Source organism: Gordonia westfalica, from assembly GCF_900105725.1.
GTDB classification, from domain to species: domain Bacteria; phylum Actinomycetota; class Actinomycetes; order Mycobacteriales; family Mycobacteriaceae; genus Gordonia; species Gordonia westfalica.
In genome coordinates, this window is the sequence record NZ_FNLM01000034.1 from 3,957,952 (window position 1) to 3,973,259 (window position 15,308).

General features: G+C 65.1%; 16 protein-coding genes and 1 pseudogene. 9 read left to right on the top strand and 8 right to left on the bottom strand.

The features are described from left to right. Positions 1-301 precede the first annotated feature (301 nt). The 9 genes and pseudogenes from rpmH (at position 302) to BLU62_RS23650 (ending at position 8,734) form a co-directional block, all read left to right on the top strand. A complete protein-coding gene (gene rpmH, locus BLU62_RS23610) occupies positions 302-445 on the top strand; it encodes a 50S ribosomal protein L34 (protein ID WP_006437507.1) in 144 nt (47 codons plus the stop codon). 44 nt (positions 446-489) lie between these two features. Continuing rightward, positions 490-921: a ribonuclease P protein component gene (gene rnpA / locus BLU62_RS23615; protein WP_074852314.1), complete on the top strand. Its 432-nt coding sequence runs from the start codon at positions 490-492 to the stop codon at positions 919-921. Beyond that, positions 918-1,415, top strand: coding sequence for a membrane protein insertion efficiency factor YidD (yidD, locus tag BLU62_RS23620; protein ID WP_074852315.1), 498 nt, complete (start codon positions 918-920; stop codon positions 1,413-1,415). The genes rnpA and yidD overlap by 4 nt, the downstream gene beginning before the upstream one ends. Positions 1,416-1,443: 28 nt before the next feature. After that, complete coding sequence (gene yidC / locus BLU62_RS23625) at positions 1,444-2,637, top strand: membrane protein insertase YidC (RefSeq protein ID WP_074852316.1); 1,194 nt, start codon at positions 1,444-1,446, stop codon at positions 2,635-2,637. A 44-nt stretch (positions 2,638-2,681) separates the two neighbouring features. Further along, entirely contained in the window at positions 2,682-3,338 is a 657-nt protein-coding gene (locus BLU62_RS23630; protein ID WP_074852317.1) for a Jag family protein, read from the top strand. A gap of 1,415 nt (positions 3,339-4,753) precedes the next feature. Then, positions 4,754-5,457, top strand: a pseudogene (gene rsmG, locus BLU62_RS23635) (16S rRNA (guanine(527)-N(7))-methyltransferase RsmG). Positions 5,458-5,682: 225 nt separating this feature from the next. Beyond that, a complete protein-coding gene (locus tag BLU62_RS23640; RefSeq protein WP_074852318.1) occupies positions 5,683-6,636 on the top strand; it encodes a ParA family protein in 954 nt (317 codons plus the stop codon). Between the two features lie 37 nt (positions 6,637-6,673). Continuing rightward, positions 6,674-7,711: a ParB/RepB/Spo0J family partition protein gene (locus tag BLU62_RS23645; RefSeq protein ID WP_074852319.1), complete on the top strand. Its 1,038-nt coding sequence runs from the start codon at positions 6,674-6,676 to the stop codon at positions 7,709-7,711. 147 nt (positions 7,712-7,858) lie between these two features. Next, complete coding sequence (locus BLU62_RS23650; protein WP_074852320.1) at positions 7,859-8,734, top strand: hypothetical protein; 876 nt, start codon at positions 7,859-7,861, stop codon at positions 8,732-8,734. On the opposite strand, the gene BLU62_RS23655 is transcribed toward BLU62_RS23650, so the two are convergent. The 8 genes from BLU62_RS23655 to BLU62_RS23690 form a co-directional block, all read right to left on the bottom strand. Then, positions 8,679-9,812 carry an N-acetylmuramoyl-L-alanine amidase gene (locus BLU62_RS23655; RefSeq protein WP_074852321.1) on the bottom strand — a complete coding sequence of 378 codons (1,134 nt, stop codon included), beginning with the start codon at positions 9,810-9,812 and terminating at the stop codon, positions 8,679-8,681. The genes BLU62_RS23650 and BLU62_RS23655 overlap by 56 nt on opposite strands. Before the next feature lie 271 nt (positions 9,813-10,083). After that, on the bottom strand, positions 10,084-10,422 hold the full coding sequence (trxA, locus tag BLU62_RS23660; protein WP_006361161.1) for a thioredoxin: 339 nt from the start codon (positions 10,420-10,422) through the stop codon (positions 10,084-10,086). Positions 10,423-10,481: 59 nt separating this feature from the next. After that, positions 10,482-11,489 (bottom strand): thioredoxin-disulfide reductase, encoded by a 1,008-nt coding sequence (gene trxB / locus BLU62_RS23665; RefSeq protein ID WP_074852322.1) that lies wholly within the window; start codon positions 11,487-11,489, stop codon positions 10,482-10,484. Positions 11,490-11,637: 148 nt separating this feature from the next. Then, a complete protein-coding gene (locus BLU62_RS23670; RefSeq protein ID WP_074852323.1) occupies positions 11,638-12,441 on the bottom strand; it encodes a hypothetical protein in 804 nt (267 codons plus the stop codon). Between the two features lie 156 nt (positions 12,442-12,597). Further along, on the bottom strand, positions 12,598-13,173 hold the full coding sequence (gene sigM, locus BLU62_RS23675) for an RNA polymerase sigma factor SigM (protein ID WP_074852324.1): 576 nt from the start codon (positions 13,171-13,173) through the stop codon (positions 12,598-12,600). Between the two features lie 96 nt (positions 13,174-13,269). After that, positions 13,270-13,632 carry a thiocyanate hydrolase gene (locus tag BLU62_RS23680; protein WP_074852325.1) on the bottom strand — a complete coding sequence of 121 codons (363 nt, stop codon included), beginning with the start codon at positions 13,630-13,632 and terminating at the stop codon, positions 13,270-13,272. A gap of 2 nt (positions 13,633-13,634) precedes the next feature. Continuing rightward, the gene (scnC, locus tag BLU62_RS23685) at positions 13,635-14,357 is read right to left on the bottom strand and encodes a thiocyanate hydrolase subunit gamma (RefSeq protein ID WP_074852326.1); all 723 of its coding nucleotides are present in this window, start codon (positions 14,355-14,357) and stop codon (positions 13,635-13,637) included. A gap of 3 nt (positions 14,358-14,360) precedes the next feature. Further along, positions 14,361-15,212 carry an SH3-like domain-containing protein gene (locus BLU62_RS23690; protein WP_074852327.1) on the bottom strand — a complete coding sequence of 284 codons (852 nt, stop codon included), beginning with the start codon at positions 15,210-15,212 and terminating at the stop codon, positions 14,361-14,363. Positions 15,213-15,308: the final 96 nt, after the last annotated feature.

A 15,308-nucleotide genomic window follows, 5' to 3' on the forward strand; every position in this document is an offset into this window, starting at 1 on the left:
GGTACAAAGCGATCGGGACAATTGACTCGTTCGGACTGATTGTCACTATCCGAGTGCTCCAGAACACACCTGGTGAGAGACTGTTCGGCCGGTCCGACGGCCGCGTTTGATTTGAGCGCGCGCTGTCAGTAGTCTCGACTGGTCATCCAGGTTGCGGATTTGCGCGGCGTTTTACGTTTTGTCATGTTCGCCGAGTTCATCACCGACACGAGTTCGGCACCGTCCTGGATCAACGACCAACCACAACATGTGGGTCACGCACGGGTAACCGGCGTGCCCACAGGGAGCACAAGGAGTCACCGTGGCCAAGGGCAAGCGTACTTTCCAGCCGAACAACCGTCGTCGTTCGCGCGTGCACGGCTTCCGTCTGCGTATGCGGACCCGCGCCGGCCGTGCGATCGTCAGCAGCCGTCGTACCAAGGGCCGCGCGAAGCTCACCGCCTGATCGTCGGCTATCCACCGGATCCTTCGGGTCCGGTCAGCTGATCGATGACTGCGTCTTCTCATCGGATCTCTCGTGGATCCGACTTCTCACGCACCCTCAAGTCCGGTGCGCGGGTGAATGCTCGTGATTTCTCCGTACACCTGGCTCCGGTCGGCCCGCAGTGGCCGGATCCCACCGGGTTACGACGCGACGTCGCCATGACAGGTGGACCCTGGCTTGGCCTCGTCGTGAGCAAATCCGTGGGCAACGCCGTGGCCCGTCATGCCGTCGCCAGACGGCTGCGGGCCGCGTTTGCATCATCGAGGCATCTCTGCCCGGCCGTCGAGACATTCGTGGTCATCCGCGCCCGGCGCGGTGCCGCGGACCGGACCAGTGATGAACTGGCCGATCAACTGCGGGCAGCCTTCACAAGCCGTCGGATCGCCGAGCTGGCGCATTCCGCGGCGACACCGAGCGGGGCGGGTGTCGGACGATGATCGACGCCGAGCTGGATGACGCCGGAGTGGTCGCCTCCCCTACTCGGGACCACGCCCCCACCCCGTCATCGTCGGCGCCGAACACCCGGACCGACTCGCCCGCGCTCGCGGACGATCAGCTCACCGTCATGGCTCGCCTGCGCCGTGGAGTCCATCGGCTCCCTCGGCGCACGGTCATCTTTCTCATCGAGCTCTACCGCACATGGGTTTCGCCCTTGCGCCTACCGACGTGCCGGTTCGAGCCGACCTGCTCGGGTTACGCGGTGGAAGCCCTCGAACGTCACGGTTTTCTGTACGGCTCGCTGCTCGCGATTGTCCGACTGCTCAAGTGCGGACCGTGGCACAAGCCCGGATACGACCCGGTTCCAGAGAAGGGCCCCCGCGAGCTGTGGAGTGATCTCTGCAGCTGGATCCGAGAACTCTCCGGCGGGCAGCACTCTGCTCACAGTGGCCGGACCCATCAGCCACCGTCCCGGCGGAACGATTCCACCTAGAGAACAACAAGTGAGGGGTACCTGACCCGTGCTCGACTTCATCTACTACCCGGTGTCCGGGATCATGTGGGTCTGGCATTGGCTCTTCAGCCATGTCACTCCCGCCAGTCCCGGCGGCGACGGCATCGCCTGGGCAATGTCCGTGGTGTTCCTCGTTTTCACCCTGCGCGCGATTCTCTACAAGCCCTTCGTGAAGCAGATCCGCACCACGAAGAAGATGCAGGAGATCAACCCACAGCTCCAGGCGATCCGGAAGAAGTACGCCAAGGACCGGGTCAAGATGACCGAGGAGATGCAGAAGCTCCAGAAGGAGCACGGGTTCAACCCACTGCTGGGCTGCCTCCCGATGCTTCTGCAGATCCCGGTGTTCATCGGTCTGTTCCACGTGCTTCGTTCGTTCAACCGTATGGGCACCGGCATGGGCCAGCTCGGCATGAGTGCCGCCGAGACCCGCTCGCAGGGCAACTACGTGTTCAGTGCCGAACAGGTGCAGAACTTCCTCGACGCACGTCTGTTCGGCGTGCCGCTGTCGTCGTACCTCGTCGAACCCGCCACTGAGTTCCAGGCCTTCGTCGAGCCGGGCGCCCCCATCGACTTCACGCGTCCGCAGATCGCCTACGTCGTCGTTCCGATGATGATCGTCGCGTCCATCGCGACGCACATGAACTCGCGGGCATCGGTGCAGCGCCAGCCCGAGGCTGCTCTCGAGAACCCGCAGACGCGGATGATGAACAACCTCGCGCTGTACATCTTCCCGATCGGCATCCTGGTCACCGGCCCGTTCTTCCCCGTCGCGATCCTCCTCTACTGGATGAGCAACAACATCTGGACCTACGGTCAGCAGCACCTGGTGTTCGGCAAGATCGCCAAGGAAGAGGAAGAGGCCAAGCGCCTCAAGCAGGAGAAGCTGAAGGCGAACGCTCCCAAGCCGGGCGCCCGGCCGGACCGCAAGAAGCGCAACGCGGCTGCCGCCGACTCGGGCTCCGCAGGTGTGTCCCTGACCAAGGCGAACTCGACCGACGGCGCGTCCGAGACCTCTGAGACCTCCTCCCCCGGCGAGTCGACCGCGGCCGACTCCGGTGCGGGTGCAAAGCCGAAACCCGGACAGAAGCCGACGCGCTCAGGCGCCGGCGCGGCTCCGGGTTCCAAGAAGCAACCCCCCAACCGGGGCGGGAAGTCCACCGCCAAGCGCGGTGGAAAGCGCGGTGGCGGCAAACGATGACCGCACAAGACTTGTACGAAGAAGCACAGAGTTAGGTGAATGAGATGACAGCAGAGACTGCAACTCAAACCGGTTCGGAGACCGAGGCGCAGGACCACGCCAAGGCCTCGACCGAAGACCAGACCGACACCACTGAATCGACCGGTGCCGAGAACGTCGCCGACACCGACGCCGTCGAGGAGTCCGCTGAGGACGTCGCCGACGACCAGGACGACGATGAAGATGATGACGAGGACGACGAAGATCGCCTCGTCGAAGAAGGCGAGATCGCGGGCGACTACCTCGAGCAGTTGCTCGACGTCCTCGACTTCGACGGTGACATCGATCTGGACGTCGACGGTGACCGGGCTGTCGTGAGCATCGACGGTGGCGACGATCTGACCAAGCTCGTCGGCCGCAAGGGCGAAGTTCTCGACGCACTCCAGGAGCTGACCCGTCTCGCCGTCCAGCAGGCGACGGGCGAGCGCAGCCGGCTGATGCTCGACGTCGCGCGGTGGCGGGCCGATCGCCGTGACCGTCTGGCACGTCTCGGCCGCGAGGTTGCCGAGCGCGTGCTCAAGTCGGGCGAGCGTGAGGCGCTGGATCCGATGACCCCGTTCGAGCGGAAGATCGTCCACGACGCGGTCGCCGGCGTCGACGGTGTCGTGAGCGAGAGCGAAGGCGCCGAGCCCAAGCGTCGCGTGGTGGTCCTGCCGGAGTAGATCTCTCCGCGGACTACGAATTGTCCTCAGGCCCTGACCGATGGTCGGGGCCTGAGTTGTTTTGTGGGGTAGTCCCCTGCCCCCGTTGCCCGGCATCTGGGTGTGATGACCGAGAATTACAGAGGTGTCGTTTCACGTGAAACGTCTCTGGTTTCGGTGGGTTTGGCGAACAATTCCGGCCGGTTTCGGTGCACCCTCGGCCATCCGGTTCGTTTCGTCACGTGTCGGTTCAGATGCGCGCGTGGCTGTGCGCGTCGGAGGCTCCTCCGCTCCCCCACCGGAGTTCCGCGCCGTTCCATATTGGCGCCAGCCATGCATGGAATGGAAGCCTTGGGCGTCGATCGAGTGATCTGGTTGTCGAGCGGGATCGCCGGCACCAAGGACGAGCGCGCTACGTTTAGGCTGTATCGCGGCATTCGAGCGTGGGGTGAGTTCACAGTGTTCTGACCCCGGGCTTCATCTGGGCTTCGATTCGTGCCCGGCATCTTCGCCATTCTGACTGTTGTCCGGGGCCGGTCGGACTCCCCGTGACCAAGTAATGAATCAGGAGCCGCGTCACTCCCCTAGCCCCAGTGCGGTTTCACGTGAAACGCCGGTGATGGGTGGGTTGGCTGGCTACGGCCAAACCGGCACTGATGCACTGATGGGTAATAGCGACTGACGGTCCTGTGGGCCTGGTCCAGACAGCAAAGGCGATGGAGGACTGCTCGACGCTCCAATGCCTTCAACGCACATCGCGGATGCAGGCCCAGAAGCCGTCTTCACATCTTCCTGGCCGAAGCGATACCGGGGCGGCGGTATCCATCGCCGTTGGCGCATTGATCGCCGACGAGCATCGTTGATCTGAAGAGCGCGACTCTTACTGACGGAACGCGGGCATCAGGTCCCCGCCCATGTCGGAGCGGGTTTGCTGGTTGGTCCCTTCGAGGCGCGACAGGACCCGCCGCCGCCCCCGGTCTGTCGGCCTGGGGCGGCGGCGCTGTTGCGTCGGGTGCCGCCGAGACGAATCGCGTGTACTGCGAAGCGTTCGGGCGGCCCGACGGTTCGGCGGTCGCGAGTCGACCGCCTACGTCTCGATGTCGCCGGCGCTGATCGCGATCCCGCCGTCGAGCTGATTGCTTGGTGCAGAGTCAACGGCCAGTCCCCGACGACCTCTGGCTGAGGCAACCCCCCGACGGTTTACTGCCGGCGCGGTCGCGTCGTGGTCGATGCTTCGACGCCGGGCTGCTCGGTCCTTGGCTGTCTTTAGGTGCTGCTCGATAGTCCGCCCCAGGCGATGATCGGCGCTCCGACCGAATCACATCACTGTGGTTTCACGTGAAACGGACCGCATTCGTCGACATGTGCACCGACCGTCAGTCGCGTGAGGTTCCACGTGAAACACTGTCATAGGACCGACTAGAAACGGAGGCGCAGTGTCGTCAGACGCTCAACCCGATGACCATCCCGACCTCGATGCCCTGCAGACACCACCCGACTCCGCTGCCGCGGTGTTCGGTGACCGTGAAGAAGTGGCAGTGGGTTACTGGCGAATTCTGGCGACCGACGGAATCGATCACGGGCTCATGGGGCCGCGCGAAGTGCCCCGGCTCTGGGACCGACACATCCTCAACTGTGCGGTGATCGGCGAGCTGATCGAGAAGGACGAGCGTGTTTTCGACGTAGGCAGCGGAGCCGGACTCCCGGGCCTGCCGTTGGCGATCGCGCGGCCTGATCTGTCCATCACACTCATCGAGCCTCTGCTTCGTCGAAGCACCTTTCTCGAGAGGGCGGTGGAGTCCTTGGGGCTGGAGAACGTGACAGTGGTTCGCGGTCGTGCTGAGGAGAAGGCCGTGCGCGCAGCCGTCGGGCTCGCGGATGTGGTGACGTCTCGTGCGGTCGCCCCCTTGAGCGACTCGCCAAGTGGTCCGCTCCCCTGGTTCGCGCGAGCGGTCGGATGATTGCGATCAAGGGATCGTCGGCGGCCGAAGAGATCGAACGCGACCGCGCCGTCGTCGGACGTTCGGGGATCAGTGAACTCCGCGTTGTCACGTGCGGGGAGATTTTGGAGACCCCGACGACCGTCGTCGTGGGAACCAAGGCGGAGCGGTCCCGAACGAAAAGTTCGCGACGCCGATGAGTATCGGCCGCATCGATCGCGCCGGGACGGCTGATTGTGCCGACGGTGTCATACAGAGGGAGTTCTGAATTGGTATGGAGTCCGCGTAAGGCGCAGAATAGGAAGCGTTCTGGCGGCGCGTCTCAGCGCGCTGCCGTTGACGATTCTGCATCTGTTGGAACCGGGGCCACGTCGCCCGGAACCGACAACTCGAACGCCTACCAGGTAGGTCAAAGGAGTGCCCGCGTGGTCGATCAAGACCCGAACGTTTCACGTGAAACGCCGGCCGCTGGAGCCCCGCCCGTCGCGGGCGGACCATACGCCGACACCCCCATAGCGATGGCTGCGGAGCGCGCGAGTCAGGTCCTGACCCCTGGCGGCGCCGGCCAACTCCCCCGTCCGCAGCACACGCGGATCATGACGGTCGCGAACCAGAAGGGCGGCGTCGGTAAGACCACCACTGCCGTCAACATGGCCGCCGGTCTGGCCTTGCACGGGTTGCGTGTTCTCGTCGTCGACCTGGACCCACAGGGCAACGCTAGTACGGCCCTCGGGATCGATCACCGTGCCGAGAACATCGCATCCGTCTATGAACTTCTTCTCGGCGAGGCGACCCTCAAGGAGGCGATCCAGGAGTCGCCGAGCCAGCAGGGACTGTTCTGCGTACCGGCGACGCTCGACCTGGCCGGCGCCGAGATCGAACTCGTCTCGTTGGTCGCGCGCGAGAACCGTCTACGCAACGCACTCTCCGACGAGGTGCTCGCCGAGTACGGGATCGACTACGTGTTCATCGATTGCCCGCCGTCACTCGGCCTGCTGACCGTCAACGCGATGGTTGCGGCCCGCGAGGTCCTCATTCCCATCCAGTGCGAGTACTACGCCCTCGAGGGTGTCGGACAGCTCCTCCGGAATATCGAGCTGGTTCAGGCGCATCTGAACCGCGGGCTGCATGTGTCCACGATCGTCCTCACGATGTACGACGGCCGGACCAAGCTCGCCGATCAGGTTGCCGAAGAAGTCCGACGCCACTTCGGCGACAAGGTGCTCGGCACGATCATTCCCCGCAGCGTCAAGGTGTCCGAGGCACCTGGCTACGGGATGACGATCATCGAATACGACCCCGGGTCGCGCGGAGCGATGAGCTACCTCGATGCCGCACGGGAGTTGGCGCTCCGTGCCGCGGAAAGCCCCCAGGCATGAAGACGACAGGGATCTGGTTCCGAGTGGAGGTAGAGGCATGAGTCAACGGGACACTGCGCAACGTCGAGGCGGACTGGGACGTGGGCTGGCCGCACTCATCCCAACCGGCCCCACCGAGGATCAGACCGGCGCACCCCGCCTGGGCAATGCAGCAGCTGACGTCGTTATCGGTAAGGGCCCCTCCCCTGCAGTGGACGGCGGCGCCTCCCCCGCAGGCACCCCGAGTCCTGATGTGTTGAGTCCCGAAGAGGCCGGCGCCGTCTACCGTGAGATTCCGCCGAAGCAGATCCAGCCGAACCCGAACCAGCCCCGGACGGTCTTCGACGACGAGCAGATGTCGGAGCTCGTGCACTCGATCCGAGAATTCGGATTAATGCAGCCCATCGTCGTACGACGACTGGCGAAGCCGACGGCCGATGGAGTCGCCTATCAGATCGTCATGGGTGAGCGGCGATGGCGTGCGAGCCAGGAAGTGGGCCTCGAAGCCATTCCGGCGATCGTCCGTGAGACCCCTGACGGCGACATGCTGCGGGACGCGCTGCTCGAGAACATTCACCGGGCGCAGTTGAACCCGTTGGAAGAGGCAGCGGCGTACCAGCAGCTGCTCGAAGAGTTCGGTGTGACTCACGAACAACTCGCGACCAAGCTCGGACGGTCACGTCCGCTCATCAGCAACATGATCCGCCTTCTGAAGCTGCCCATCCCGGTCCAGCGGCGCGTCGCGGCGGGCGTACTCTCCGCCGGCCACGCCCGTGCCCTCCTCTCCCTCGAGACGGGGAGCGAGGCGCAGGAGGCGCTGGCTGCACGGATCGTCGCCGAAGGCCTGTCGGTGCGGGCCACCGAAGAAGCGGTCACCCTCGCGAACCGCGGAGACGGCGCCGAGTCGAAGCAGCCAGCTCCGAGGCGGAAGCCGATGCAGATGCCCGGACTCCAGGACCTTGCCGAGAGTCTGTCCGACAGCCTGGACACCAGGGTTACAGTCAGTCTAGGGAAGCGGAAGGGGAAGATCGTCGTGGAATTCGGTTCGGTTGATGACTTGGAACGTATCGTCGAGTTCATCAACACGAAGAAGTGAATTCAGCCGCGAGATTCTCGGTACCAGCGGATGCGGAAGTAATGTCACAGTGACGATTGATGAACCAGATGAACGTCTGGAAATCGAAACGGGCTGCAGCCCAATAGTTTTCGTCGATTCACGTCGTCGGTTCCGGAGTTCGTCGACATGAGCGTGTCGATCATGCGGCTGGAACTCGGATCCTTCGAGCTACTCCCCCACCACACTCGGCGATGTGTCTTCTGGGAAGTCGAACCGACCACCAACGGTGAACCGTATGAAAGCGAGTTCGACAAGGAAGCCTGGATCTCCGGACTTCTCCTCGAATGGGGCGCGTGCGGACAAGTGGCCATCGAGTCGACGACCAACTCCGTCATCGGCACGGCGATCTACGCACCGCCGAACAAGGTTCCCCGGTCGCAGCACTTCCCCACTTCACCGGTCAGTCACGACGCGGTTCTGCTGACCAGCATCCGCACCGAACCGGGCCACGAAGAAGTCGCCACGATTCTGCTCGACGCGGTGCTCGGCGATCTGATCCGCCGAGGTGTTCGCGCCGTGGAGGCGTTCGGTCTTGTACGCAACAGTGCCGGTGCCGCCGACTTCGGTTCTCCGGCGGATCCGACCTGTTCGGGCTCGACACTGTCCGGATCGGCAGAGCCGGGCCAGGCTCCCGCCGGCAACGGCCTTCCCGATCTCGACTTCTGGACCAACGAGGCGATCATCGAAGTCGCACGCGAGATCCTCGAGGATCCTCAGGCGGATCTGTGCACGGCATGCATGATCGACGCGTCGTTCCTCAAGGACTCCGGATTCGACGTCGTGTCATCCCATCAACGGTTTCCGCGATTCCGTCTCGAACTCGACGAGGGACTCGGCTGGAAGTTCGAGGTGGAGAGCGCGCTGCAGAAGCTCGTGGTGATGGCCGAGATCGATCTCGCCGGACGGGAACGGACAGCCGTCCCGGTGGGATCAGGTCAGACGCGGATCAGCGCGAACTGTTCTCCGCAGCCAGCAGGTCTGCGAAAGTGTAAGTGCCCGTAGGACGATCATCCTGGTCGAGCAGGTACAACCGCTTCACCGCGACCAGGATGGCGTCGGCGATGACGTTGCGCCAATCCGAATCGGCAAGAACCGCAGCATCTTGCGGGTTGGTGATGTAGCCGACGTCGATCAGTGCGACAGGCATTCTGGTTAGCCGCAGGACATCCCACGTGCGCTCATGCGTCCGGCAGTCGGCAAGCGGTGTGCGGGCGGCGATCTCGCGCTGGATGAATCCGGCGAGATTGCGTCCGATCGTCGAGAAGGAATTGTGGTTGTTGCCGAAGTAGAACGACGCGACACCGTTGGCCTGCGGGTTGCGGTAGTGACCGCAGCGCAGCGAGATCATGAGGTCGGCATCCATGAGGTTCGCGACGCGGGCGCGTTCGTTGTCACCCGGGCGACCGCGCCCGTCATGCGACAAGAAGGTCTGCATCCCGGCGGCGGCCATCCGGCCCTCGAGCCGTGCGCCCAGATCCCAGAGCAGATCGGATTCGCGTTGGGCGAGGTCGCCGGTGGACAGATGATGCATCCCGCCAGAACCCGGATCGATGAGGATCCGCTTTCCCGACAGCTGCGGACCGGAACGCCGAACGTGCTCCTCTTGGCGGATCGCGTACGGCGAACCACCGGTGACGCGGGTGCCGAGTCGTTCGAGCGAACGCAGGGTGGCCGGACCGCAGATCCCGTCCGAGGCCAGTCCGTATTCACTTTGGTACAGACAGACAGCGTTGTGGGTGGTGAGTCCGAAGATGCCGTCGACCAGAGAGGTGTAGTAGCCGAGGTTCTGGAGGCGGTGTTGGAGGGTGGCGACGTCGTCGCCGACCATCGGTGCCGACAGCTGGTAGGAGAGGACGCGGGCGCCGAGACGGTACGACGCCTCTCGGAGAACCCGGTAGGTCGCGGGACCGACGATGCCGTCGACGATCAGGCCGCGTTGCTGCTGGAATGCCCGAATCGCCCGGTCACAGTATTCGTCGAAGACTGGCTCGCCACCCTCGGGCAACAGACCGAGACCGACCAGGATGGAGCGGATCTCGGCCACCGCCGAGCCGTGATCCCCAAGTCGGAACAATGGCATGTCGTCACCCCTCGTACGAATCGCGGCAGGGTGACGCCCTGCCGGCGATATCTGGCGGACCGCATGACAGCGGCACCGGTCAGCATCAGCCTGCATTCTCTCAGCTGAAGTTCACTACACCAAACTGGAACCGGTCCAGCCGTGGCGTTGTCGGCTCGTGTCCCACATGGCCGGGGACCCGGGCCGAGACTACCAACGACGAGAGTCCGCGGGCTGACGACAGCGTCGTTCACCCGTCGGACTCTCGCCGTGGATCAGAGGATGATGCAGGTCAGGCGGACTGACCGACCACCGAATCGAGTTCGCGGAGAAGGGCGGCCTTGCCCTTGGCGCCGACGATGGTCTTCACCGGCTGACCCTTGTCGAACAGGATCATGGTCGGGATCGACATGATCTGGAAGTCACGCGCGGTGGCCGGGCTCTCATCGACGTCCAGCTTGGCGATGGTGAGCTTGTCGCCGTGGTCGCGGGCGATCTCCTCGAGAACCGGGGCGACCATGCGGCACGGACCGCACCAGGTGGCCCAGAAGTCGACCAGAACCGGCTTGTCGGCGCCGAGAACGGTGTCCTTGAAGGTGGTGTCGTTCACGACGACGGTGTTTGCACCCATGGTGGTGTCCTCCTCAGATGGACTCAGAAATGAAGTTCGGGAGTGGTGGAAGTAGGTGGTCAGGCAGGTGCCTGAACTGCCTCGACCTCGGCGACGGACTCGGCGTCGACGGTGTGCGCCGGCGCTTCACCCTGCTCGGCCAGCCAGCGCTCGGCGTCGATGGCCGCGGCACAGCCGCTGCCTGCTGCCGTGATGGCCTGGCGGTATGTGTGGTCGACGAGGTCGCCGGCGGCGAAGACCCCGGGCAGCGAGGTGTACGTGGTGCGCCCCTGCACGCGGACGTAGCCCTCGTCGTCGAGGTCGATCTGTCCGCGGACCAGCTCACTCCGCGGGTCGTGACCGATCGCGACGAACATGCCGGTCACATCGAGCGTGCTGACCTCGCCGGTGCGGGTGTCCTCGATCTCGAGTCCGCTGACGGAACCGTCACCGACGACCGAACGCACGGCGGCGTTGGTCACGAAGCGGATCTTGTCGTTGTTGCGCGCGCGGTCGAGCATGATCTTCGACGCGCGGAACTCGTCACGTCGATGCACCAGCGTGACGGTGCGTGCGAACTTCGTGAGGAAGGTCGCCTCCTCCATCGCGGAGTCGCCACCGCCGATGACAGCGATGTCCTGGTCCTTGAAGAAGAATCCGTCGCAGGTCGCACATGCCGAGACGCCGCGCCCCAGGAGCTGCTGTTCGCCCTCGACGCCGAGGTAGCGCGCGGCGGCACCCATCGCGAGGATCACCGCGCGTGCGCGGAACACCTCGCCACCGACCTCGACCTCCTTGATCTCGCCTTCGAGGCGGACCGTGTCGACGTCTTCCATGCGCAGGTCAGCGCCGAATCGGATCGCCTGTTCGCGCATCTCGTCCATCAGGGCCGGGCCCTGGATGCCGGTCTGGAAACCGGGGAAGTTCTCGACCTCGGTGGTGGTCATGAGCGCGCCACCGAACTGGGTTCCCTCGAAGACGATCGGTGCTAGCTCGGCGCGCGCGGCGTAGATCGCCGCGGTGTACCCGGCAGGACCAGATCCGATGATGATCACGTCGTGGATCTGCTGGGTCTCTGGCTGGCTCATCCGTCCTCCGTGCTGTGGGGTATGCCGGATCCCGGAGTGTCTCGTCGGGATCACGGCTGCTTCAACACAAGGGTAAGCGCAGATGTTCCCGGTCAGGTCCATGCGTCCGGCGTGGTGACGGAGGTCTCGGTGCCGGCGCCTGGCGTGCTCAGCCGCCGATCGTGCCCCGGGCCAGGAACGCCGGGTTGCCGGTGTCGCAGTCGAGGCCGACGATGAGCGCGTCGAAGCGGCCGGCGATCCCTGTCGACAGCAGGATGGCGGCGGCGGGGTCGCCGTGGAAGATGATCCGTCCGGATCCGACGACGGCGACGGTCGTGGGGATGAGATGTTCCGCGGTGCAGCGTCGGAGTGCTGCGACCGACGCGAACGGTGCACCGTCGGTGCGGCCGAGGACCGACAGCGCCGACGCGAAGCCGGTCGGGTCCAGTGTCCGGGTGGACGCGGGTTGGGCCTGCATCGGTGGCGGAGTGTCATCGGATGACGCCGACACCAACCGCAGCACACCGATCGAGCCGAGGGCGACGACCACGACCGCCGCCGCGGCCAGCACCATCGGTAAGACCGTGGACCGGCGGGACCTTGTCCGTCGTGAGGCGAGATTTACCGGCGCGTCCGGGCCGGAGGGTGCAGAAGTGGAGGGTGCAGAAGTGGAGGACGGACCTGTGACCGCGGGCGAGCCTCCGCCGAGGGCGGCCAGTGTGGCCTGGACATCGGCTCGAACCTGATCCGGTACCCGATGCGGGGCCGGAGTCGACGCGCGCAGCTGACTCGTCGTCCGGTCCAGTGCCGCCAGGATCGCCTGCGCGGCAGCATCATCGACGATCCGGGCACGGATGTGGGCATCGGCGCGCTCGGACAGCACTCCGGCATGGAAGTCGGCCAGGGTGTCCGCCGAATACGGCGGCTCGGGCAGATCGCCGTACTCGGTGTCGTCAGGTCCCCGCGGGGTCATGGTGTCAGTCTTCCATTCCGAAGGTCGGGCGTCGGTGTCTCGTGGGTGGCATCTCGTCGGTCGTCGTCGGCATCGATCGAATACTTGGACGCACGACGCGCGGTTCCGGTTCCGTTCCGGCCGATCCGATACGGGAAGAGATTGCCGGGCATGGTCTTACGCCTCATCGGCAGTCCGGAGATGGCCGAGGACCTGAGCCAGTTTGAGGCGTCCCCGCGCGCATCGGCTCTTGATCGTGCCCTCGGCGACACCGAGCAGCGAGGCGGCCTCCGCGATCGAGTAGCCCTCGAGGTCGACGGCGACGATCGCCTGCCGCTGACCATCGGGCAGTGCATGCAGCGCCCGGCCGATCGAGACGGACAGATCCACCGCGGCGATGTCATCACTCGTGTCCGCGATCGACATCACGTCCCATTCGGGCAGCGGGACGGTCCTGCGGGCGTTGTTGCGGCGGATCCGGTCGAGGCACGCGTTGACGACGATCCGGTGCAGCCAACTGGTCACCTTCGCGTCGGAGCGGAAATCCCGCGCGGTCCGGTGTGCGGCGAGCAATGCGTCCTGCAGTCCGTCGGCCGCATCCTCGGGGCTCTGGCTGGTCCGGATGGCGACCGACCACAGGTAGTCGAGGTGGCGGTTGACGAGATCGGAGAACGCATCCGGATCGCCGGCGACGTGAGCGCGCAGCAATTGCTCATCGGTACGCAGGTCAACTGCGTCGTTCCCCCCGGCCATGCGCTGAGAGTAATGGAGAAGTCAACACACGAGGCGGCAGCGAGGCGATTGTCTACAGGACCGATTCGATTGTGGACAGCCGGTTTGCGCGCGGCCTCACGCCTCCAGCCGCGCTCGGACCGCGGCCATCCTCTCCGCGAGCCCGCGCTCGTCGATCACCCCGCGGTCGAGAAGGGTATGGGCCAGGGCGACGAGCTGATTCTCGGGATACGGCAGCTCGGCGTAAAGGCTCGCCGCCAACCGGTCCTCCTCGTCCCGGCGTTCGACTGCCCCGGGTGCCGCACAACCGTTGTCGGCGGCGCGGTCGAGTGCATCGCAGAGGCCGTCGAGGCTGGTCTTCCAGGGTGGAACGAGGTTGGTGACACCGTATTCGGCGGCCATCCGCGGCCACACCTGATCGCGTTCAACGACCTCGGCGAGCGGCGGGTAGACATCATCGGGTCGGGCCTCCGTCGACATCGTCACCCTCCTGCCGGGTGAACGGCCGGTCGAATGGTCGTCACCGCGTTGGTGGTCACCCCCGGTTTCGGCAGCGCGACCCCGATCAAGGAATCCCGGGTGAGGATCTCGGCCAGCTGTTCCCGTGTCCAGTCCTCCGTACCCGCCGGGCGCTGCGGCATCACCATGAAGCGGTGCTTCTGGTTGGAATCCTGGACGCGCACCGACACGTCGTCGGGCAGCTGGAGACCGAACTCCGACAACACCTGTCGCGGCCATCTCACCATTCGGCGCCGGTAGTTCGGCGTGCGATACCACTCGGGAGAGTTGCCGAGGATCGGGCGCGGATAGCAGGAGCACAATGCGCACACGATCACGTGGTGGAGCGTCGGGGTGTCGGCGAGGATCGAGAAAGCGGTGAAATCGCTGGGAGTCCCGAATCCGGTGGGTTCGAGCCAGTCGACCCCGACCTCCTTGCTCGCCGTCATGGGTTCGGCGAGCGCCAGCTCTCTGAAATCGGGTTCCAGCCAGGCCCGCGCGACCAGGGTGGCGGCCGGCGTCGGCCCTATCTGTTCGGCGAACTCGGTGAACCGGCGGTGTTCCTCCGCCGTGAAAAGTCCCTTCTCGATACACAATTCGCGCAGAGCGATCTCGAGGACCTCGAAATCGGTGACCTCCTCGACCATCGGCGCGACCGTGCGCGCATGGTCGTGATCGTGGCCGTGTGCACCGGGGGCGTCGCTCATCTCCTAGCTCTCCTCTCGACCGGCCGGCGCCAGCCACCTCTCCGGGATCTCGGTCCGTAGGGTGTCGCCGTCGGTTCCGGTGTAGCCGTGCCACAGATCGCTCATCCGGAACTGCACGACGTAGAACCACTCGGACTGCGCGTCGGACAGCCCCCATGTCTCGTCCTCGGGTGCGGGACTCTCGTAGGCGACAGCGGAGATCTCACCGGTCGCACCGCGGACGTATTCCGGTGTGCGCGTGTAGAACACGACCGGTAGTTCCCGAACGAGGACGCTGTCCCCGACGGCGAAACGCGCGTCGCCGGCCTTTCCGGCGTAGATTTGCGGGTCCCCGACCCCCACCGCGTGGCGGTGATGGGTGTTGCGGGGAACGTCGGAGCCGTCTCCGACGTGGCGGGGTTGCGCTTCGAGTGTCTTGCCCGCGAGTCCCCCGGCATACCGTTGCTGTACCTCGAGCATGCGCTCGGAGAGTTCACCGAGCGCGATGTGGTGTTTCTCGACGAGGACCCGCGCCACCGCCAGCAACCAGCGGCCGTAGTACGGGAGCCCGAGATACTCCGCACGGCCGACGTCCACGTTGCCGATACGCCGACGCTCCTCGGACAGCCAGATCCCACGCCACGCCAGTACTTCACACATGACGTAGGTCATGTGCTCCCACAGCTCGTATGCCTTCCCCTCGTAGAAGATCGGCGCATCCGGCTCACCGCCGACGTCGTGAACCGGCTTCAGGTAGGCGACCAGGCGCGCGTGATCCAGGAGATCGGGCGTCGGCGCATCCGGGAGCTCCGGATAGGAAGATTTCAGGCGCGCAACAAGATCCAGCTGCCTGGCGCGATCTTCTGCTGAACTCATCCGTCGCCTCCCGGGAGTAGCGGCCCCGCGGCTTGAAGCAGAATGACCCGAAATCTACTCCCCGGGTGTCTCCCATGAGGGCAATTCGGCGGATCG